The 21,147-nt window shown below is 55.8% G+C and carries 19 protein-coding genes; 7 read left to right on the plus strand and 12 right to left on the minus strand.

The genetic code is table 11. From position 1 onward, the window contains the following. The 5 genes from yddG to FN633_RS10915 all read right to left on the minus strand — a co-directional run. The coding region (yddG, locus tag FN633_RS10895) for an aromatic amino acid DMT transporter YddG (protein WP_154058910.1) at positions 1-869 on the minus strand (869 nt) is incomplete at its 3' end. Positions 870-935: 66 nt separating this feature from the next. Next, positions 936-1,946 (minus strand): alcohol dehydrogenase AdhP, encoded by a 1,011-nt coding sequence (adhP, locus tag FN633_RS10900; protein ID WP_042391019.1) that lies wholly within the window; start codon positions 1,944-1,946, stop codon positions 936-938. A 219-nt stretch (positions 1,947-2,165) separates the two neighbouring features. Then, a complete protein-coding gene (locus tag FN633_RS10905) occupies positions 2,166-3,863 on the minus strand; it encodes an NAD-dependent malic enzyme (RefSeq protein WP_154057727.1) in 1,698 nt (565 codons plus the stop codon). A 191-nt stretch (positions 3,864-4,054) separates the two neighbouring features. After that, positions 4,055-4,192 (minus strand): stationary-phase-induced ribosome-associated protein, encoded by a 138-nt coding sequence (gene sra / locus FN633_RS10910; RefSeq protein WP_072015219.1) that lies wholly within the window; start codon positions 4,190-4,192, stop codon positions 4,055-4,057. Between the two features lie 131 nt (positions 4,193-4,323). Continuing rightward, entirely contained in the window at positions 4,324-5,865 is a 1,542-nt protein-coding gene (locus tag FN633_RS10915) for a methyl-accepting chemotaxis protein (RefSeq protein WP_154057728.1), read from the minus strand. 301 nt (positions 5,866-6,166) lie between these two features. Between FN633_RS10915 and FN633_RS10920 the strand changes: the two genes are divergently transcribed. Together FN633_RS10920 and FN633_RS10925 are read left to right on the plus strand one after the other, a co-directional pair. Further along, positions 6,167-6,592 carry a DUF2231 domain-containing protein gene (locus FN633_RS10920; RefSeq protein ID WP_154057729.1) on the plus strand — a complete coding sequence of 142 codons (426 nt, stop codon included), beginning with the start codon at positions 6,167-6,169 and terminating at the stop codon, positions 6,590-6,592. Positions 6,593-6,604: 12 nt separating this feature from the next. Then, positions 6,605-7,906, plus strand: coding sequence for a PQQ-dependent sugar dehydrogenase (locus FN633_RS10925; protein ID WP_154057730.1), 1,302 nt, complete (start codon positions 6,605-6,607; stop codon positions 7,904-7,906). 60 nt (positions 7,907-7,966) lie between these two features. Here FN633_RS10925 and FN633_RS10930 read toward each other — a convergent pair whose 3' ends face one another. Both FN633_RS10930 and FN633_RS10935 read right to left on the minus strand, forming a co-directional pair. Then, a complete protein-coding gene (locus FN633_RS10930; RefSeq protein ID WP_154057731.1) occupies positions 7,967-8,977 on the minus strand; it encodes a LacI family DNA-binding transcriptional regulator in 1,011 nt (336 codons plus the stop codon). 27 nt (positions 8,978-9,004) lie between these two features. Continuing rightward, the gene (locus FN633_RS10935; protein ID WP_154057732.1) at positions 9,005-10,894 is read right to left on the minus strand and encodes a beta-glucoside-specific PTS transporter subunit IIABC; all 1,890 of its coding nucleotides are present in this window, start codon (positions 10,892-10,894) and stop codon (positions 9,005-9,007) included. 159 nt (positions 10,895-11,053) lie between these two features. Here FN633_RS10935 and FN633_RS10940 point away from each other — a divergent pair, with 159 nt between their 5' ends. After that, complete coding sequence (locus tag FN633_RS10940; RefSeq protein ID WP_154057733.1) at positions 11,054-12,145, plus strand: hypothetical protein; 1,092 nt, start codon at positions 11,054-11,056, stop codon at positions 12,143-12,145. A gap of 81 nt (positions 12,146-12,226) precedes the next feature. On the opposite strand, the gene FN633_RS10945 is transcribed toward FN633_RS10940, so the two are convergent. The 3 genes from FN633_RS10945 to ycgZ all read right to left on the minus strand — a co-directional run bounded on the left by FN633_RS10945 (position 12,227) and on the right by ycgZ (position 13,246). Continuing rightward, a complete protein-coding gene (locus tag FN633_RS10945; protein ID WP_154057734.1) occupies positions 12,227-12,508 on the minus strand; it encodes a biofilm/acid-resistance regulator YmgB/AriR in 282 nt (93 codons plus the stop codon). Positions 12,509-12,546: 38 nt separating this feature from the next. Continuing rightward, the gene (locus FN633_RS18625; RefSeq protein WP_425049149.1) at positions 12,547-12,741 is read right to left on the minus strand and encodes a hypothetical protein; all 195 of its coding nucleotides are present in this window, start codon (positions 12,739-12,741) and stop codon (positions 12,547-12,549) included. Between the two features lie 265 nt (positions 12,742-13,006). Next, on the minus strand, positions 13,007-13,246 hold the full coding sequence (ycgZ, locus tag FN633_RS10955; RefSeq protein WP_154057736.1) for a regulatory protein YcgZ: 240 nt from the start codon (positions 13,244-13,246) through the stop codon (positions 13,007-13,009). 321 nt (positions 13,247-13,567) lie between these two features. Here ycgZ and FN633_RS10960 point away from each other — a divergent pair, with 321 nt between their 5' ends. From FN633_RS10960 to FN633_RS10970, 3 genes are all read left to right on the plus strand, one after another. After that, positions 13,568-14,788: a diguanylate phosphodiesterase gene (locus FN633_RS10960; RefSeq protein ID WP_154057737.1), complete on the plus strand. Its 1,221-nt coding sequence runs from the start codon at positions 13,568-13,570 to the stop codon at positions 14,786-14,788. A 53-nt stretch (positions 14,789-14,841) separates the two neighbouring features. Next, the gene (locus FN633_RS10965; protein WP_154057738.1) at positions 14,842-15,573 is read left to right on the plus strand and encodes a MerR family transcriptional regulator; all 732 of its coding nucleotides are present in this window, start codon (positions 14,842-14,844) and stop codon (positions 15,571-15,573) included. 95 nt (positions 15,574-15,668) lie between these two features. Then, entirely contained in the window at positions 15,669-17,990 is a 2,322-nt protein-coding gene (locus FN633_RS10970) for an FdhF/YdeP family oxidoreductase (RefSeq protein WP_154057739.1), read from the plus strand. 14 nt (positions 17,991-18,004) lie between these two features. Here FN633_RS10970 and FN633_RS10975 read toward each other — a convergent pair whose 3' ends face one another. Continuing rightward, entirely contained in the window at positions 18,005-19,309 is a 1,305-nt protein-coding gene (locus tag FN633_RS10975; RefSeq protein WP_154057740.1) for a glycoside hydrolase family 10-like protein, read from the minus strand. A 7-nt stretch (positions 19,310-19,316) separates the two neighbouring features. Continuing rightward, complete coding sequence (locus tag FN633_RS10980; RefSeq protein ID WP_154057741.1) at positions 19,317-19,604, minus strand: VF530 family protein; 288 nt, start codon at positions 19,602-19,604, stop codon at positions 19,317-19,319. Positions 19,605-19,725: 121 nt separating this feature from the next. On the opposite strand from FN633_RS10980, the gene FN633_RS10985 reads away from it, so the two are divergent. Beyond that, positions 19,726-20,952 carry a nitrate regulatory protein gene (locus FN633_RS10985; protein WP_154057742.1) on the plus strand — a complete coding sequence of 409 codons (1,227 nt, stop codon included), beginning with the start codon at positions 19,726-19,728 and terminating at the stop codon, positions 20,950-20,952. Positions 20,953-21,147 lie beyond the last annotated feature (195 nt).

The raw sequence follows: 21,147 nt of genomic DNA on the forward strand, positions 1-21,147 counted from the left end.
GTGGCGTACCAGCAGAGCAGGGAGCCGCCGCAGACCATCAGCGCCCCTTGCCAGAAAGCCAGACCCAGCGGGGCGCTAAGCAGCATTGCCGCCAGCGCTGACGACAGCACCGGCGTAAAGTAGGAGGCCGCCGCCAGCACGCTCACGTGACCATGTAGGATCCCGGTATTCCACGCGGCGTAGCCAAACCCGAGGGCAAAGGCCACCATCAGAAGCTGAACAGCGACCGACCAGCTGAAGATCATCGGCGGCTGTTCGCTCAGGGCATACTTCACCCACAGGCTAAGCGCGGTAAGCAGAATAAAAAAAGTAATGCCGTTGTGGCCCTCGGCATATTTACTGGTGACGGTACAGTAGGCGGCCCAGATAATGGCCCCGCTAAAGGCCAGAATATAGCTGAGTGGGCTGGAGATGATATTGTTGCGGATATCGGCAACGTTCAGCCCGCTTTTACCCCCCAGCACCCAGCAGACGCCCACAATCGAAAGCAGCAGGCCGGGCACGATCCACAGATTGCTTTTTTGCTTATTGAACAGGATCGCAAACAGAATGGTCAGGCTAGGCCAGAGATAGTTGACCATCCCGACCTCAATGGCCTGATGGCGCGTGGCGGCATAGCCAAGGGAGAGGGCGAGGCACATCTCGTAGCTGACAAACAGGACGCTACCAGCCAGCAGGTAACGAAGTGGAAAGCGCCGCACGGCGGGAAAGCCAACCGTCGCCCAAAGCAGCATGCCGCTTAAGGTGTAGATCATTGCCGCCCCGCCTACGGGCCCGAGTCCTTCACTGACGCCGCGGATTAATCCTACCAGGGTGCTCCACAGCACAATGGCCATTAAACCGATCAGCGTTGCCCTTTTCTTCGTCATCCTGCGTCCGCTATAACATCTATGTCGTTGAAAAGGGCATATTACCTGAATAACGAAAAGCGTACCTTATCGACGGAAGTCGATCACCATGCGGCCTCGGATCTTACCTTGCTCCATTTCGTGGAAGATGGCGTTGATATCTTCCAGCGGACGGGAAGCGACTTTAGGCACTACTTTACCTTCGGCGGCAAACTGGAAGGCTTCGGTCAGATCCTGACGGGTGCCCACCAGCGATCCGACGACCTGGATACCATCCAGCACCAGGCGCGGGATATCGAGACTCATAGACTCCGGCGGCAGGCCAACGGCAACCACGCGTCCTCCGGCCCGCACCGCATCGACGGCGGAGTTAAACGCCGCTTTGGCAACGGCGGTGACCACCGCAGCATGCGCGCCGCCGGTTTTCTGCTGAATGATCTGCGCCGCATCTTCGTTTCGGGAGTTAATGGTCAGATCGGCTCCCATCTCTGACGCCAGACTCAATTGCTCATCATTAACGTCGATAGCGATGACTTTGGCGTTAAAGACGTTCTTCGCATACTGCATCGCCAGGTTGCCAAGGCCGCCAAGTCCGTAGATCGCAATCCACTGGCCTGGTTTGATATGGGAAATCTTGATCGACTTATAGGTCGTTACGCCTGCGCAGGTGATACTGCTGGCGGCAGCGGGATCGAGCCCATCTGGCACTTTCACCGCGTAGTCTGCTACAACGATGCAGCCTTCAGCCATGCCACCATCAACGCTATAGCCTGCGTTTTTGACTTCACGACAGAGGGTTTCGTTACCGCTGTTACAGTATTCACAGTGTCCGCAGCCTTCATAGAACCAGGCGACGCTGGCGCGATCGCCCGGCTTCAGCGACGTGACGCCCGGGCCGACTTCCTCTACCACGCCAATTCCTTCATGGCCCAAAATGACGCCGGTTTTGTCGCCGAAATCGCCGTTCTTAACGTGAAGATCGGTATGGCAAACCCCACAGCACTCCATCTTTAAGCGCGCCTCGCCATGGCGAAGGGGACGTAAGGTTTTTTCGGTGATTTCTACTTGATGATCGTGCGTGACAACAGCTGCTTTCATTGTTATCTCCTTAAGGTATGCAGATGAGTAGTGCATAACATAACGCGTGATAAGTGAACGAAATTACTCCTTCAGGATTAATGACTTCTGGAAAAGTTGCAACCGCGCAGACACATCCTGCAAAGATTTATGAGAATAATTCGCAAATGGCTTGTCTGCAAGCACTAAGGAGGGTGAGGGGATGTAGGCCCGGCAAGCGTAGCGCTGCCGGGCAACTGATTAAATAGAAGTTCGACGATAGCTGCGGTATTCAGGCCGCCAGAAGTTATCGTCGATCGCCTGCTGTAGCGCCTCGACGGAGGTTTTCACCGCCACGCCTTCCTCCTGAGCCACCTGACCCACCGCAAAAGCGATAGCGCGAGAGACGCGCTGGATCTGATCGAGACCTGGCAGTACCATGCCGTTATCGTTGGTGCGCAGCGGGGAGTGTTCCGCCAGGGTTTCGCTTGCGGCCATCAGCATCTCGTCGGTGATGCGCGACGCACCCGCGGCGATGACGCCCAGCCCGACGCCCGGGAAGATATAGGCGTTGTTGCACTGGGCAATCGGGTAGACCTTATCTTTCCACTGCACCGGCGGGAACGGACTGCCTGTCGCCACCAGCGCGTTGCCGTCGGTCCAGGTGATAATATCCTGCGGCGTTGCCTCTACACGCGAGGTTGGGTTCGAAAGCGGCATGACAATCGGGCGCGGGCAGTACTTATGCATCTCCCGGATAATCTCTTCCGTAAACAGGCCGGTCTGGCCCGAAACGCCAATCAGGATATCCGGCTTGACGTTACGCACCACGTCCAGCAGGGAGATGGCGTCGCCGCTGGTCTCCCAGTGTTGAATATTCTCTTGCTTCTGCACCAGCTTGCTCTGGAACGACAGCAGGTTAGGCATCTGATCGGTCAGCAGGCCGAAGCGATCGACCATGTACACTTTTTGCCGTGCGGCGGCTTCGCTCAGCCCTTCACGCTGGGTCTGAGCCACGATCTGCTCGGCAATACCGCACCCGGCAGAGCCTGCGCCGAGGAACACAATTTTTTGATTGCTCAGCTGGCTGCCTGCGGCGCGGCTGGCGGCGATAAGGGTACCCACCGTCACGGCCGCCGTACCCTGAATATCGTCGTTGAACGAGCAGATCTCGTTGCGGTAGCGGTTAAGCAGCGGCATCGCGTTTTTCTGCGCAAAGTCTTCAAACTGCAGCAGCACGTCCGGCCAGCGCTGCTTCACGGCCTGGATAAACTCATCAACAAACTCATAGTATTCGTCGCCGCTGATACGCGGATGACGCCAGCCCATATAGAGCGGATCGTTAAGCAGCTGCTGATTGTTGGTACCGACATCCAGCACCACCGGCAGGGTATAGGCCGGGCTGATGCCGCCGCAGGCGGTGTAGAGCGACAGCTTGCCGATAGGAATGCCCATGCCGCCGATGCCCTGATCGCCGAGACCGAGAATACGTTCGCCGTCGGTAACGACGATCACTTTAATATTGTGCGCCGAGACGTTCTGCAGAATGTCGTCCATCATGTGGCGGTTTTCGTAGGAGATAAATACGCCACGTGCGCGGCGATAGATCTCAGAAAAACGCTCGCAGGCAGAGCCGACGGTCGGGGTGTAGATCACCGGCATCATCTCATCGAGATGGTTTTCCACCAGGCGGTAAAAGAGGGTTTCGTTAGTGTCCTGAATGTTACGCAGATAGATGTGCTTATCGATATCCGTTTTGAACCCCTGATACTGCAACCAGGCGCGTTCCGCCTGCTCCTCAATGGTTTCTACCACCTCAGGCAGCAGGCCGAGCAGGTTAAAGTTGCGTCTCTCTTCCAGGCTGAAGGCGCTGCCTTTATTCAGCAGGGGAAACTCCAGCAGCACGGGGCCAGCATAGGGGATGTACAGCGAACGGTTTTTCTTGTACTTCAGCAACATCTCTAAAACTCCTGGGTAAACTAATCCCGGCGATGGCACGGTTACCTGCGTGCAAACGGGGTAGGTAGTACGGCGGGGGAAGTATAAAGCATGCGTATTGCAATTACTTGTTACTTTGCTGAAACATATTTATAAATAAAAACGCCACCGGGGCGGTGGCGCAGGAGCGGATATGGATAACGATGAGGGCATTACTGGGCGCGACGATGACGCCCGTGGCGGTGGGTGACCACTTTTTCGCTGCCGTCGTCGCTACGCACGACCTTTCTCTGATTCGACAGCTTGTAGTCCAGACCTAAAATATGACGTGCCTGACGATTCGTTCTCATGCTAACTCCTTAATTCTGTAAATAGTTTCAAGGACCCACCCGCAGCTGCGGGCCGGGCAAAGCGTGATCCCATAGCTCAGGCAGCATAGCGCGCGTAGCGAACAAAAAATGTGCTGCACCGTTGAATTACGTTAATTTCCGCCGCCAAAAACCTGAACGGCGCGTTGCAGGCGTGCGGCACGCGTGGAGAGGTCCCCGGCAGCGTCGGTCACCCGCTCAACCATGCCGGTATTGTTGTGGGTCATGACGCCGATACGCGACACGGATTCGTTGATGAGCGACAACGCCTGAGTCTGCTCCTGGGTAGCGGTACCCATCTCTTTAATCATCGTTGACATCTGGATCACGTTATCGATCATCGTCGTCAGGTGCGTCTCGGTGTTCTCCACCATCTTCACACCGCTGCTGACGTTAGCGACGTTCTGCTCAATCAGGGTTTTGATCTCCTTCGCGGCAGAGGCGGAGTGCTGGGCCAGGTGACGCACCTCGGCGGCGACTACTGCAAAACCTCGACCCGCCTCCCCGGCACGGGCGGCTTCCACCGCGGCGTTGAGCGCCAGAATGTTGGTCTGAAAAGCGATGCTGTCGATCACGCCAATAATATCCACGATCTGCCGGTTATCCCGGGAGACAGACTGCATCATGGTGATGGTTTGCTTCATGATATTGCCGCTGTTCATTGCGTTGCGGCTAGTCTCATCTGCCCGCGTCATCGCTTCAGCGGCGGTCTCTGCCGTCTGCTTCACCGCGCTGGCAATCTCCTCCACCGCGGCCGCCGTCTGAAGCAGGTCCGCCGAAGTCTCTTCGGTACGCTGCTGGAGCAATTCCCCCTCTTCAGAGATGCGATGGCTGATTTTGCGGATCCCGTCCAGCTGGGTGGTGACGTCCCCAACCAGAGAGTTAAGGTTCAGCCCGGACTGATTCACAAGGCGCAACAGCATACCGATCTCATCGACGCGATTAAATTGAAAATAATCGGCGCGCCGTCCGGATACCACTTTTTGTATTTGCGTTAAGATTAATTTTAACGGATGCGAAATTTGCGCCTGTAAAAAAAGCGCAATAAGTAAAAACAGCATCAGCGTTATGGCGGATTGAACCGGCGCGGGGAGAGAAATAAAGGGCAGGATCGCTATCACCAGCGCGGGAATAGCCAGCGCCAGGTTAATTCGTCGGGAAATAGCGAGCCACTTAAAAAGAGAGAGAAAAGAGAGCGCCCCTCGATGCACCAGTACGCCTTTATAGAAGCGATAGCCTTTTAGTTTATTGCTGTTAATTTGCGCGTAGCATTTCTCACTCGCGTCAATCTCTTCCCGAGGCGGAATATTTCTGACGGAGGTGTAGCCGGTGAGTTTTTCCTGCTGATAAACCGGGGTCACATTGGCGCGAACCCAGTAGTGATCGCCGTTGCGACGCCGGTTTTTCACTAACCCCGTCCAGCTCTCACCCTGCAGGATGGTAAACCACATATCGGCAAAGGCGGCGGAAGGCATGTCAGGGTGGCGAATAATATTGTGCGGCTCGCCAACCAGATCGGCTTCATCAAACCCGCTGGCAGCAATAAAGGCCGAGTTGGCATAGGAAATATGGCTCTGCGTATCGGTTGTCGACATAAGCGTCATGCCGTCGTTAAGTAAATACTCTTTCTGTGTAACGGGAGTGTTACGCTTCATCAATAACCCCACAACCAAGCGTCTGGCAATAAATAAATCGGAATTGTATTTTTCTTATGGCTTGCGCATTTTCCACTATCAATGCAATAACGGAAAGTAGCTTCAGGAAATATTTTTTTAGCCACGCTGAAATATGCCTTAGGCATAGGTTATAAAAAAGAAAATAGATCAAGTGGACGTTGTTAATACTTTAGCGCGCGGCAAAACCTTAACGCAAATAGAGAGGGCATCGTGCTATATCGCGAAAATAATCTAACCTTTACACGTACCGTTAATCGCTGGACAGGCTCAGGAGATGGATATGCATACCCCAACCGCGTCAGGACGTTCGAGCTTTGCCGTAGCGCTGTATGAGCTACTTAATCCCATTCCGCTTGGTTTTTTTACCGCCGCCTGGATCTTTGACCTTCTCTATATCAAAAGCATGCAGATTATGTGGACCGACGCCGCCAGCTGGCTGATTGTGATCGGGCTGCTGATTGCCATTATTCCGCGCCTGATTAACCTGGTGCAGGTCTGGGTGGGGCGTCGCTATACCTTCGGCTCCCCGGTAAAGCTGCATTTCTGGCTTAACCTGATCGCCATTCTGTTGGCGATCGTCAATGCCTTCATCCACAGCCGCGACGCCTATGCCGTGGTGCCGCTGGGTGTCATCCTGTCGACGTTGGTGGTGTTCCTGCTGCTGCTGGCGAATGTTCAACTCGCGCTGCGTCAGCGTAACGCTTAAGGAGAAGCTCGTATGAAAAAGCATAACCGAGCGTTACTCAGCGTGGCGATTGTCGCGCTACTGAGCGCCTGTGATAACGGCGCGACTGTCGATCCGCAAAAGCAGGTGGGGCCGAACCCTGAGCTGCCGCAGGCGCAAAACTTCCTGCTACCGCCGATGCAGGTCCCGGAAGGCGTGCCGTGGAAAGAGGGCGAGAAGCCCACCGTCCCCGCCGGGCTACAGATTGAAAAAATTGCCGATGGTCTGAAGCATCCGCGGCAGATCTACGTTTTACCGAATAATGACGTGCTGGTGGCGGAGTCAAACAGCACGCCGAAACCGACCACGCGACCCAAACAGCTGATTATGGGCCTGGTGCAGAGCGCCTCCGGCAAGGCGGGGAAAGGCGGGGACAGTATTACCCTGCTGCGCAACGTTAACGGTAAATGGGAGAAGCATACCTTTATTGAGAACCTGCACTCGCCGTTTGGTATTCAACTGATCGGCAGTACGCTGTGGGTGGCCAATGCCGATAGCCTGGTGAAATTCCCCTACGAAACGGGGCAAACCTCTATTAGCGCGCCCGCTCAGGAGGTGACAGAGCTACCTGGCGGCCCGATCAACCATCACTGGACCAAATCCCTGCTGGCCAGCCCGGACGGCAGCAAGCTGTACGTAGGCGTTGGATCGAACAGTAATATTACCGAAAACGGCATCGGGGCGGAGTATCGCCGGGCAGCCATTCTCGAAGTCGATGCCGCCAGCGGGGCGAGCCGCATTTACGCCAGCGGCCTGCGCAATCCCACCGGACTGGGATGGGAGCCACAGAGCGGCAAGCTGTGGGCTATCGTTAACGAACGGGATGAGATCGGCTCCGATCTGGTGCCGGACTATATGACGTCGGTGCAGGAGAACGGTTTCTACGGCTGGCCCTACAGCTACTTTGGTCAGCACGTTGATGAGCGCGCCCAGCCTCAGCGTCCGGATCTGGTCGAGAAGGCCATCAAGCCCGACTACGCCATTAGCTCGCACGTCGCGCCGCTCGGCCTGCTGTTCTATACCGGGGATAATATGCCGCAGTATCGCGGCGGCGCGTTCGTCAGCGAACACGGCAGCTGGAACCGCAAGCCGCTCAACGGCTACCAGGTAATGTGGGTGAAGTTTGAGAACGGCCAGCCGGTGGGATTACCGCAGCCGGTGGTCACAGGCTTCTTAACTGACGATCAGAAACAGGTGCGCGGCCTGCCGGTCGGGCTGGGGATGGATGCTCAGGGCGGGCTGATTATCGCTGATGATGCGGGCGACGCCGTCTGGCGGGTCAGTGCCGCCCAGTAGCGGAATAAGTAGTGGAATAAGTAGCGAAAAAGCAAAAAGGCTGCCAGACGGCAGCCTTTTTTAACGCTTGTACTTAGCCACGGAGTCTCTGACGATCAGCGAGCCTTCATGTAGGGACTGCGGGACGCTGTTATCGTCGCTGTCAGGAGAGAGCAGAATGCGCACCGCATCGCGGATCATCTCATCCATCGGAATATGGACGGTGGTCAAGGTCGGCGTGAAATAGCGGCCAATGATGGAGTCATCGAACCCGGCGACGGAGATGTCGTCCGGCACCCGCAGGCCGTGGTCAATCATCGCCTTGGTGACGCCGATGGCCATGTCATCGTTGGCGGCCAGCACACAGCTCATCGGCCGGTCTTTTTTCAGCAGGGCGCAGCCCGCCTCGTAGCCGCTCTCGGTGCTCCAGCTGCCGCGGACGATAAGCGATTCATCAGGGGTCAGGCCCGCCGCCTTAAACGCATCGCGGTAGCCAGCAAGACGACTGTCGCCCGTGGGCGACCCTTCGCCGCCAGCGACAAACGCGATATTGCGGTGGCCCTGGGCAAGCAGATACTCCACCATCCGCATGCTGACCTGGTAGTGATCGACAAACACCGAGCTATTGCGGTTGCGCTTCAGCTCGCGGTTGATCACCACGATGGGCACGCTACTCTCATCAATGATGTCATCCAGCTCGTCCACGCTGAGATACTTGGGGTAGATCATGATCGCCTCGCAGCGCAGCTGCAGCAGGAAGTTGATAGCGTTACGCTCATCCTCCCGGCTGTGCTTGCCGTCGGCCAATACCAGCTGACGCTGGAGATCTTCGCTGCACGTCGCCGCCTGGTAGATCATGGCGGAGAAGAACGGCCCGTTATACAGGCCGTTGGTGATCACCAGTCCCACCGAGTTGGAGCGGCTGGTCGCCAGCGTGCGCGCCAGCAGGTTAGGGCGATATCCCGTCTCTTCAATGGCCTTGAAGATCCGTGCCTTTACCTCTTCGCTGACCACTACCTTGCCGTTCAGCGCACGGGAGACCGTGGCTTTTGAAACGCCCGCTCGCCTGGCGACATCCAGTATCGTGACCATAACACTCCCCAGTTAGTTAACAGCGTGTCAGGAGACGGTCATCAACGGCATCTCCTGACGAATAGTGCCCCCGGACTGGAGCTTCGTCAGCTCAAACTCATCGCTGTTGATCACCAGCACCGGCGTGGTCAAATCGTATCCGGCACGCTCGATGGCCTCTTTATCAAATTCCAGCAGCGGCGTACCGGCCTTAACGATATCGCCTTCTTTTACCAGCGGACGGAAGTGCTCGCCCTGTAAATTCACGGTGTTTAACCCAACGTGGATCAGCAGCTCAGCGCCGTTGTCGCAGGCCAGACCAATGGCATGGCGGGAGTCAATCACCGTCTCCACCCGGGCGTCGCAGGGCGCTACCACTTTACCTTCGTGGGGACGAATAGCAACGCCGTCGCCCAGCACCTTTTGCGAGAACGCTTCGTCAGCTACCTCTTCCAGGGCGATCACCTCGCCGCTGAGCGGGCTGTTCAGCGCCAGACGGGTCTTCGCCGCTGCGGTGGAGGTGGTGCTGACCGGGGCGGTTTCAGGTGCGTCGGTAAGGGTCTCTTCCGCCACCGGATCGTCAAAGCCAACAAACTGCACCAGTATAATAGTCAGGACGATAGCCGTTGCGCTACCGGCAAGTTCACCGATAAAGGACATAGGCGCATCCGGGCTGATGGCGTTCACCAGGGTAAAAAGGCCCGGCAGCGCTGCATAGGCATAGTAGAGAGAGCCAAACAGGCTGGCGACTACCGCACCCACCGCACCGCCGATGCAGCCGCAGATAAACGGCTTTTTAAAGCGCAGGGTGACGCCGTAGATTGCCGGTTCGGTAATGCCGAAGATGGCCGTGACGCCCGCCGACAGGGAGGTGGTTTTCAGCTCGCGGTTGCGGCTCTTCAGGAAGACGCCAAAAACGGCGGCCATCTGGCCGATGACGGCGATGGTCTGATAGGCCTGGAAAGAATCGTAACCCTGGGTATCGAAGTTGGCCATGATCACCGGGGTAATGCCCCAGTGGACGCCAAAAATAACGATAATCTGCCAGATACCGCCGATGAGCGCAGCGGCTACCGCAGGTGCGGCGGCAAACAGGGCGTTGTAGCCGCTGGCGATGCCCATTGCGGCCCAGGTGGTAATGGGCCCAATGACGATCAGCGTCAGCGGAACAATGATCACAAAGCAGATCAGCGGGGTGAACAGGGCGCTCACCACGTCCGGCAGGGCTTTCTCGACACGCTTCTCAAGCCAGGAGAGCGCCCAGACCAGGAACAGCGGTGGCAGTACCGACGAGGTGTAGACCGTTTTCGCCAGCGGAATAAACAGGAAGGTAATCGTCTCTCCGGTGGCAATGCGGCCCGCCATGGCCGACCACTCGGGGTTAATCAACGCGCAGCAGCAGAGCACGGCGATAAACGGGTTACATTTGAAGTGGCGCGCGGCGGTGATCGCGATAAACACTGGCAGGAAGGCAAACGGCGTCCACGACATAAAGTTGAGGATGGCGAAGGTGCCGGTAGTTTTCAGATCGGCATCGATCAGGCCGACAACAATCAGCAGCCCCTGTAAAATCCCCGCAGCGGCAAGGATGTAGACAATCGGCGCAAACACGGCGGACATGGTGGCGATCACCGCATCCAGCCAACGGGTTTTCGGCTTATTGGTCGCTCCCGCGTGATCCTCGCCAATTAGCGCAGAGAGAGCATTGAACACGTCGGCAACGTGGGTGCCGATAACGACCTGAAACTGGCCGCCGCTCTCTACTACGGCGATAACGCCTGGCAGGTTTTGGATCCGGCTTTTTGCCTGGGCAGGGGTATCGTTTAAAACCAGGCGTAAACGGGTGGCGCAGCGGGTAAAGCTACTGATGTTCGCTTCCCCGCCGACCTCCTGAAGAATGTCACTGGCTAACTTATTGTAATCCCTAATAATGGCCATTCTGATGTACCTTTTTTATGGGTTATGAGTGTGTGACTTATGTTTGAAACCGGTTTCATGCTAGCAGTGAAGCGCTGCCTTGCAACCGGTTTCATGGCTAAAATGTGGGCTAAATCACAGAGGGAAGAGTGTTCGTTTTTTTAGAGGAGGTTATGCGCTATGTTCACGGGTATGTCTGATTTAACAAAAAACCATCATCATGCTGAACGGGAAATCTACACCTGTGTGATTTCGCTTGCCGGCAATCCTGACACCAACGAACAGATAAAAAAGGTCGAGCACTTTTGCGGCTTTTACAACACGCTGAATCAGGAAGAGAAGAAGAGGGCCATCTATCAACATCTGACCGGCCATCTACCGCCTGTCTCTGTGAATGAGGCAAAGGCATTAGCCCTACGCGAACGCCACTTGACCGGGAGAGAGCTCGGGGAGGTGGCTCAACGACAGAATCGGGAGATCGCTGCGTATCGCGCGACCGTTAACGCCTGGTTTGCGGATTGCGATAATAACTGGGAGCACGTTATTCCGCAGGAGACGCTGGTGCTTCACTACCGTGGGCAGAATCAACACGCGGCCCGGTTCGTTGCAAAAGCTAACGGCGTCGTCACCCATACCGCATTGACCTACTTTGAGAATCAGCGTCGTCATCAGCGTCATACCGGCACCCGCTGGCTTATTATCGATAAGAAAAACCATAGGCATGCGCTGTCGCTGCCTGTCGATGACAACGTTCACTTTCACGACTCTCTGAATTTTTATTATCAGCAACAGGATGGCAATGAGCGCGTCTATAACTTCATGGGCCAGCCGCTAATGAAGGTTAACTGCGGACCAGAAACCTCCCTTACTGCCATTTTCAGCCATGAAGTTGAACGCAAAGAGTATGAAATAATGCAGTCAAACCTACTGAGAGTGCAGGGTGAGGCTGGTGCAGCGATTGCGCTTAACCAGCGCTGCTATGCAGCGGATCCGCTGTGGCAGCAGGAGCGGCTGAACGGCCATGCAGCTAATAAGTCCGATGCCGTGGCCGATGTCTCTTTCTATCATGCTATTGCCATCAGTGACAGTGTCACTTATATCGGTGATAGCAGCGCTGAAGGTGAGGAGAGTTTAACGATAACCAAGATTATGTTAACAGGCGAAGATAAGATAACAGCGGTTACCGCCAGGCTTACGGCGACAATGGGGAGAGAACCAACGCAAGATGAAGTAGAAGAGATAGCGGCACGATTTGGCATCGATTCGCGTTAAGCGGGTAGCGTGAAGTCGCCACCCGACAGATCTAGCAACGCCAAATGGCGTTGCGCTTAATCAGACTACGCTACCTGCCAATCAAATATCATCCATTGTATGGTCGACAACGATTTCCAGCGTCTTGCGAATAATGTCGCTTTTCACCACGTCATCGGTGGTTTCGATCGCCTGGATGAGATGCAGGATAATGGCTTTATTAGTGAGATGACCGCCTGAGGCCAGGATCGATCTCACTACTGTCCCCAGTACCGCCGATTCGTCTGCCAGAACGTCGCCCGCATTGCGGAAGTAGGCGGAGAGAGCCGTATCGGGCAGCGTTTCGAAGAGGTCTGATGATTGCTGGAGCATAGCCTGAAGCATAGGATTATACCGTTAAAAAGTGAGAAAAATGGATGCAGTCAGTGTTTTTTACTGGTGCTCTTTTGCTGGCTAGTGCCGAACAGTTGAAACACATTGTCCTTATGTTCGCTCTCAGGATCCTCCTGTCCACGTCCGGACTGGCGCCGCATCGATACTTTTACATTATTATTTATTTCCGCGATAACGCGCCCAAGTGTCTCACGTCGTCGGATATCCTTCTCTTTCGCTTCCATAGACTGCAACCTCGTGATGAGTGACCTGGTGTTAACGGGCCCATTCTCACTGAGGAGAGATAAGACGGCTTCTCCAATCAGCTCATCTGTTAGTCGTTCAAGTTCACTTCTATTCATAACTGCGTCTCTGATGCCACGCAAATCCGGAAATGGAAACGCGGCATGAGTCTGCGCCAGGCTAAGGCCGTGTTATCTTCCGTGAAAACCAGCCTACCCCAGGCGACTTTAAAAACTTAACTACCCGTTGCTGTGATTTTGCCAACTCTTAGCGGTCAAACAGCAGGCCAATCAACGTGTGGTAATGGCTCTCTTCTTCCGCATCGGAAGCCATTTCCAGACGGCTGAGCAGTTTGGTGCAAATTGCCTTACGGTTCAGGCTCTGACCGCTGCTCAAAATTTCAACCACAATCTGACCCAGCGTCTCCTGCTGGCTTGGCAGTGCAGCTTTATTGAAATACCGGGTAATGGCATTAGCTGTGTTCGGAACAAAACCGTTCTGCTGCATATGTCACTCCTGTAAAATTCAGTAATTTGTGATAACGAGTACAAAGTTATACAAATCGTGCAAACTTGTACATAGAAACTGTACAAATTTACGTAATTAATTATAGATAATTTTAATATATGCTTATAATCAACGTCTTACAGAAAAATCCTAACTTGCTCTGAGAATTCTTGTACAGGTATGGCAAAAAGCTGTACTCTTTATAGCGCAGCATACTTATACACGGGGAAGATTGTCTTTAAAATCAGGCACAATCATTACAGGATCTGCGTGCTGACATTTGTTAAGGTGGCCTTTCATACACCGATTCCCGGAATAAAAATGCTCACAACCATTATTTACCGCAGCCATCTCTGCGACGACGTACCGATTAAAATGCTGGAAGAGATGGTTGCTGCAGCAAACCAAAAAAATGGTCACTCCGAGGTGACAGGTATCCTGCTTTTTAACGGGACTCACTTCTTCCAGCTGCTGGAAGGGCCGGAAGAGAGCGTGTTTAAAATCTACCGCGCTATTTGTCAGGATACCCGCCACTACAACCTCGTTGAGCTGCTGTGTGACTACGCGCCGTCACGGCGGTTTGGTAAGTCGGGGATGGAGCTCTTCGATTTAAGAGAGTATGACCGGGAAGATGTGCTGCAGCGCGTGCTGGATAAAGGCACTTCAAAGTACCAGCTGACCTATGACGACCGTGCGCTGCAGTTCTTCCGCACCTTTGTCGAGGAGCGAGAGAAAGAGAACTACTTTGAAATTCCACCTGCAGATGCCTGGGATTTCATTCCGGACGATGCTGCTTCTCGCGCAGAGAGGCGAGAAGTGGATGAAACGGTAGAGTGCAGCTTTGCTTTTCAACCGATGATCGATCCCTTTGCCCGTGAGGTAGTTGCGATTGAAGCCTTGCTGCGTACCCCGGGGGGGGACCTGCCCGAGGCCTGGTTTGCCGGGCTGGCGGGAGATGAGGCCTACGAGGCTGACCTACGCAGTAAAAAAGTGGCTTTTGCCATGGCGGCCGAGCTGAATATTGGCGAGCGGACACTGTCGGTAAACCTGCTGCCGATGACGCTGGTGAAGGTACCCGGCGCGGTCGATTTCCTGCTTCAGGAGATCGAAGCCAACGGTCTGGTTCCCGAGCAGGTCATCGTAGAGTTTACCGAGAGCGAAGTGATTTCACGCTTCGACGAGTTCACTGACGCGGTAAGGTTGTTAAAGGCAGCGGGTATCCGTGTCGCTATCGATCACTTTGGCGCGGGCTTTGCCGGTCTGCTGCTGCTGGCGCAGTTTCAGCCGGATAGGATCAAGATCAACCGCGACCTGATCAAAGATGTACATAAAAGTGGCCCGCGGCAGGCAATAATCCAGGCCATTATTAAATGCTGTAGCTCACTGGAGATTCTGGTCTCCGCAGTGGGCGTTGAGCGGCCTGAAGAGTGGATGTGGCTGGAGTCAGCAGGCATATCACAGTTCCAGGGCTACCTGTTTGCCCGCCCCGAATTTGCCGGTATACCTGCCGTAGCATGGCCAGAAAAGCGGGCGGGTTTATGAGATAATGATAGCGTTCGAAAATGAGCATAGCAGCGTTGAGTTTAGGGGAGTTGATGGCTTTTTATAGTATTGGCGATGTAGCAGAACGATGCGGTATTAACCCGGTCACGCTCCGTGCCTGGCAGCGTCGCTATGGCTTGCTCAAACCTCAACGCAGCGAAGGCGGTCATCGTCAGTTCGACGAAGAAGATATTCAACGCATCAAAGAGATCAAACGCTGGATCGAGAGCGGCGTCCCGGTCAGTAAAGTGAAGGCGCTGCTGGAAGACAACAAGGTGGTTGCCCATGATGACTGGGCAACACTGCAGGAAGAGATGATGGGCGTGCTGCGGCAGGCCCGTCCAGCTAAGCTGCGCACGGCTATCACAACGTTTGGACGCGATCATACCGTTGATGACCTTATCGACCACATTCTTACTCCCGTGCGCCAGCGTCTGACCCTCGATCAATACACCGCCCGCGTCATGTCCAGCCTGCTGGACGGCGTTATTACCGAGCATGCTGTCTCTTGCGTGATCAATGCGCGTAAAAAAGGGGGCAGGGAAGCGCTGCTCATTGGCTGGGGCAGCGAAGATCGCACCCGGCTGTGGTTAGAGGCGTGGCGACTGTCGCAGCGGGGCTGGCATATCGACCTGCTGGCTGAGCCGCTAGAAGTACCGCGTCCCGAGCTTTTCCCCGGCCAGCATATCTTTTTATGGACCGGCAAAGTGCTGACCCACCGTCAGAAAGAGCAGTTGGAACACTGGCAAGAGCAGGGTTTTACCGTTGCGTTTCATGGTCCATAACTGAGCCTGCTAATTAATTTTTGTTTCCATTGTTTCACCTATCCACAATTCCTGTACCAGGCTTAACGAAAAGGTCAGAGCAATTGTGGAGCACTATGAAAGAGCAAAATCGTACTATCGGTATCAAACCCTATGGTGGTTCAGCAGGCGGTTGGGGAGCACTCAAAGCCGTTGCCGACGCGATACGCGGCCAGATGTCGGTGAAGCAGGACGTCATTGCCCTGTTCAAAGTTAACCAGCCCCAAGGTTTCGACTGCCCAGGCTGTGCATGGCCCGATCCGCAGCATGCCTCCTCCTTTGAATTCTGTGAAAACGGCGCGAAAGCCGTGTCATGGGAAGCCACCAGCAAACGTACTACCCCCGAATTTTTTGCCGCCCATACCGTTAGCGAGCTGTGGGAGCGCAACGCCTTTGAGCTAGAGGGCGAGGGCAGACTTACCCATCCCATGAAATACGATCCCGCCAGCGATACCTACCAGCCTATTGAGTGGGAGACCGCCTTCAGGGAAATCGGTGAGCATCTGCGCAGCTACGATGACCCCGACAGCGTTGAGTTTTACACCTCCGGCCGCGCCTCCAACGAAGCCGCATTTCTCTGGCAGCTCTTCGCCCGCGAGTATGGCACCAACAACTTCCCGGACTGCTCGAATATGTGTCATGAGCCCACCAGCGTCGGCCTGCCGGAGTCCATCGGCGTCGGGAAGGGAACCGTTGAGCTGGAGGATTTTGATCACTGCGATCTGGTACTCTGCATCGGACATAATCCCGGTACTAACCATCCACGCATGCTCGGCACGCTGCGGGAGGTCTCAAAACGCGGTGCCACCATCGTCGCTATTAACCCGCTGCGCGAGCGTGGTCTGGAGCGCTTTACCTCCCCGCAAAGCCCTATCGAGATGCTCTCCCTGAGCTCCACCGAGCTCGCTTCAACCTACTACAAGGTGCGGGTCGGCGGCGACGCGGCGATGCTAAAAGGAGTGATGAAAATTCTGCTGTCAATGCACGAAGAGGCGCAAGCCAAAGGCGAGCCTGGCGTCATTGACGAAGCCTTTATTAGCGAGCACACCCAGGGGTTTGAGGCACTGAAAGCCGATCTCGATGCCACCGACTGGGCACATATCCTCAAGGTGTCGGGTATGGAGCGCAAAGAGATCCAGAACGTGGCCCGGCTGTACGCCAACGCCGAGCGGACCATCATCTGCTACGGGATGGGCATCACCCAGCACCAGTACGGCACGCAGAACGTTCAGCAGATCGCTAACCTGCTGCTGATGCGCGGCAACATCGGCAAAAAAGGGGCTGGCATCTGTCCGCTGCGCGGCCACTCCAACGTTCAGGGCGATCGCACCGTGGGTATTACTGAGATCCCACCCCAGTCGCTGCTGGATAACATCGAAAAGGTCTTCGGCTTCACGCCGCCGCAAAAGCACGGTCACGGCGCGGTAGCGGCGATTCAGGCGATGCGCGACGGCCAGGCCAAAGCGCTGCTCTGTCTCGGCGGTAACCTGGCGGAGGCGATCTCCGATCCGCAGGTGACCTTCCCGGCGATGCGCAACCTCGATCTGGTTGTGCATATGGCGACCAAGCTCAACCGTTCCCACCTGCTGTTGGGCAAGCACAACTATCTTCTCCCCGTGCTGGGCCGTACCGAGCGGGATGTGCAGGCCTCCGGAGAGCAGAGCATTACCGTTGAGGACTCCATGTCGATGGTACATGCCTCCCACGGCTCGCTGGAGCCCGCCTCGCCGCACCTAAAGTCAGAGCCCGCGCTGGTTGCCGCGCTGGCAAAAGCGACGCTGCCCAATACCGTGGTTGACTGGGACAAAATGGTGCGCGATTACAGCTTTATTCGGGACGCCATTGAGGCGACCATTCCAGGCTTCGACAATTTCAATGAACGGGTGAAAAAGCCGGGTGGCTTCCGCCTGCGTAATACGGCGTCAGAGCGAGTCTGGAACACGCCTTCCGGCAAAGCCGAATTCAAAATCATGCAGGGTATCAATGAAGATCCGCGCTCGCTGAAGTGTCACGATCTGGTGCTGACCACGCTGCGTAGCCATGACCAGTACAACACTACGCTGTATGGCCTGAACGACCGTTATCGTGGGGTGACCGGCAGGCGGGACGTGCTGTTTATCAACGCTGACGAAGCTGAAAAGCGCAATCTGCGGGTGGGGGATCAGGTCAACATAACGGCTCTGGATCATGAAGGTAACGCCACCGAGCGGCGAATGCACAACCTGACCGTAGTGGTGATCGATATGGCACCGGGTTCGGTCGGGGCCTACTATCCCGAGGCCAACATCATGGTGCCGCTAGACAGCCACGACACCAAAAGCGGTATTCCGGCCTATAAGAGCATCCCGATAGCGATGGAGCGCGTGGAGGCAGTAGCCACCTCCGGCGCGCTTCGTTAATCAGCTGTACTTAATCAACTGCCCCAGCGGCTCCGCAGGTAATTTACCGCCTGCTGAGCCTGGGGCTGATTGAGGTTGTTCTCGCGGAACAGAATGGTGCCGCCGATCTCAGGCAGGGCATCGTTGAGATCGAGCTGCTTTTTCAGTTCCGGCACGCCGCCGTTGACCGTCCAGTCCGGCTCGGTTTTCGACGGTTCACCTACCTTATAGAGCGCTACGCCAATGTAGAGCCGCGTATGGGTGGGTTTCACCACGTCCGCCCACCATTTAGCTAACACATCATAGCGCGCTGCATCTCTGGAGAAGGGCCAGTAGATCTGCGGGGCGATATAATCCACCAGCCCTTTTTGCACCCACAGACGCGTATCGGCGTAGGACTCATCATAGGCCGCCGCGCCGCGCGTATCGGATCCGGCCGGATCGTGGGAGCGGTTGCGCCAGACGCCGCAGGGGCTGACGCCAAATTCGACGTTGGGGTTCAGCTGTTTAATGGTACGCGACACCTGCTCGATCAGCTGCTGCGTGTTGTTTCGCCGCCAGTCCGCTTTTGAGGCAAACCCGCTGCCGTATTTCTGGAACGTTTGATTATCGTTCAGGACAGAGCCGGGCGCTTCGGCATAGAAGTAATCATCAAACTGTACGCCGTCCACCGGATAGTGGGCCACTACCTCGGCGACGATGCTGGTGATCCAGTCCCGGGCTTCCGGAATACCGGGGTCAAGCACGTAGCGATCGCTGGCGATACGGACCCAGTCCCGGTGCAGCACAAAGACGCTAGCGGGATTGAGCGGCAGGGTGCGGTTCAGCTCGGCAACGGTGCTGGGTTTGGTATTGGTAGAGACGCGGTAGGGGTTGAACCACGCGTGCACCTTCATGCCGCGCTTGTGAGCCTCATCCAACATAAACTGGAGCGGATCGTAGCCCGGATCGGCCCCGATGGTGCCGGTCAGCATATCTGACCACGGCAGGATCTTCGACGGCCAGAGGGCGGTTCCGTCAGGCTTCACCTGGAAGAAAACGGTATTCACCCCAAGACGTTTCAGATTGTCCAGCTTATCGGTCAACGCCTTCTGTTGCAGGCTAACGCGCAGCGCCGGGCTAGCGGTGACCGACGACGCCGGGGGCCAGTCGAGACGGGAAACCGTAGTCAGCCAGACGCCGCGCACCGGCTCATTGCTACGTGCCGATTTATCCGGCAGGGGCTGCTTCGCCACGGGCGGAAGCGGGGTGATCACTGATTTCGGTGGTTTAGAAGAGCAGCTGGCAAGTAAAAGCGCGCAGCCAACCAGTGCGCCTAACCGTGTAATATGTCGCGCCATCTTTGTTTCAGCTCTTATTCAGGCGGCTATTAGCCCATGGGTTTAAAGCAGGCTCGTCCTGTTTTTCCGGGACGGCATCATCCAGTGAATCTAAATAGAGTGCTTCGACCTCCGCGCGCGCCCAGGGCGTGCGGCGTAAAAACTTGAGGCTCGATTTTACGCTGGGATCGTTTTTAAAGCAGTTGATATTGATTAGCTTGCCCAGTTCGCCCCAGCCATAGCGCGCAACAAGGGCATTCACCTGCATCTCAAGGGTTACGCCGTGCAAAGGGTCTTTAGATACGTGTGCAGTCATGACCATTCCGATGGTTTAGGATGTGGTGATTAGCATAGCGGGCGCGGAGTAAAAGGAAAGAGAGAAATGCGGCATGCATCTTGCTTTAACCTCGATAGGTTCCTTTTGCGCAGGTAGCGATATGCCTCTTTCCGCCCTCGATTTCGTACAGGCCGCCCGACGAAGTGAAATCATCGGTCTTCAGCAGCTGTTGCAAATGAGCAAGTTGGTGGGGGCGGTCAGCCAGCTCATCCATGTTCTGCAGCGCGAGCGGGGCACGGCCAACATCTATCTCTGCTCGCGCGGCGATACCTGGGGCGACCGGCTTGATGAACGCGCGCAGCAGGTTCAGCTCGCCGCAGAAGCGGTAGATAGCCAGCTCATGAGGCTGGATCTTAACGGACCACTGGCTAACACACCGCGACTCTTCAGCCGCATCGCCAACGCCCTGCATAGCATGAGCGGTTTGCCTGCGCTGCGTGAGCAGGTTGCGGCGCTGACTATTCCCCAGCCCGACGCGATGAATCGCTATAGCGAGGTGATCCGCACCCATCTGGCGCTGGTATTCGAAGCAGCCGATACCTCCGGGGATCCCACGGTGTCACGGGCGCTGCTGGCCATGTTCAGCTTTATGCAGGGTAAAGAGCTCGCCGGGCAGGAGCGCGCCCTGGCGGCGGCGGGTTTTACCTCGCGGCACTTCGATGACCCTACGCATCAGCAGCTGCTGGCGCTTATCGAGGGGCAGGAGCGCTGCTTTCACACCTTTATGGAGTTTGCGGATGAGCGCTCTTTGGCGCTGTGGCAGCAACAGCAGCAAACCGACAGCAGTGAGCTGGAGCGCTTTCGGCGTATTGCCTGCACCTGCGTAACCCCTGCTGGCGTTGCGAGTGACATCGCGCTGCGCTGGTTTGATATCACCACGGCACGTATCGACGGAATGAAAATTATCGAGGATCGGCTGGAGGAGAGACTGATGGCCTGCTGCGAGCAGCGGATCGGCGATGCACAACGCTGCGACGCTCTGCAACAGCAGGAGATTGCGCAGTTGCCACAGCAGGATAGCCACTATGCGGCGCTGATCCCGCCCCAGCTTAGCCGCTCCGTACTTGAGCTTATTGAGCGCCAGTCTCGCCAGCTGCAGGCGCAGGATGCCGAGCTGGCCGCGCTGCGCGCGACGCTTGCCGACCGTAAGCTGGTGGAGCGTGCCAAAAGCTTGCTGATGCAGCACCACGGCATGAGCGAGTCGCAGGCCCACAAAATCCTGCGCGACATGGCGATGAAGCAGAATAAGAAGCTGGTGGAGATTGCGGAGGCGATGCTCTCTGTGGCGGCCATTATGGGAACATCAGCGAGTAAATCCGCATCGTAACCCTTATGGAGTAGCTGCACCGCTGATGTGCAAATGACCAACCGTTGCGGTGCAAATAACGTTATACCTGCCGTTGAATTTAACTTATTTGGCTGATTTTAAAGCGTATCCGCAGAGTGGCACACAAGCTGCATTACAGTAACTACAAAAAGACTAAGCCAACGGCGGTTTAGTCAGCGTTTCGGATAAAGGCGT

The organism is Pseudescherichia vulneris (assembly GCF_902164725.1).
Taxonomy (GTDB): Bacteria; Pseudomonadota; Gammaproteobacteria; order Enterobacterales; family Enterobacteriaceae; genus Pseudescherichia; species Pseudescherichia vulneris.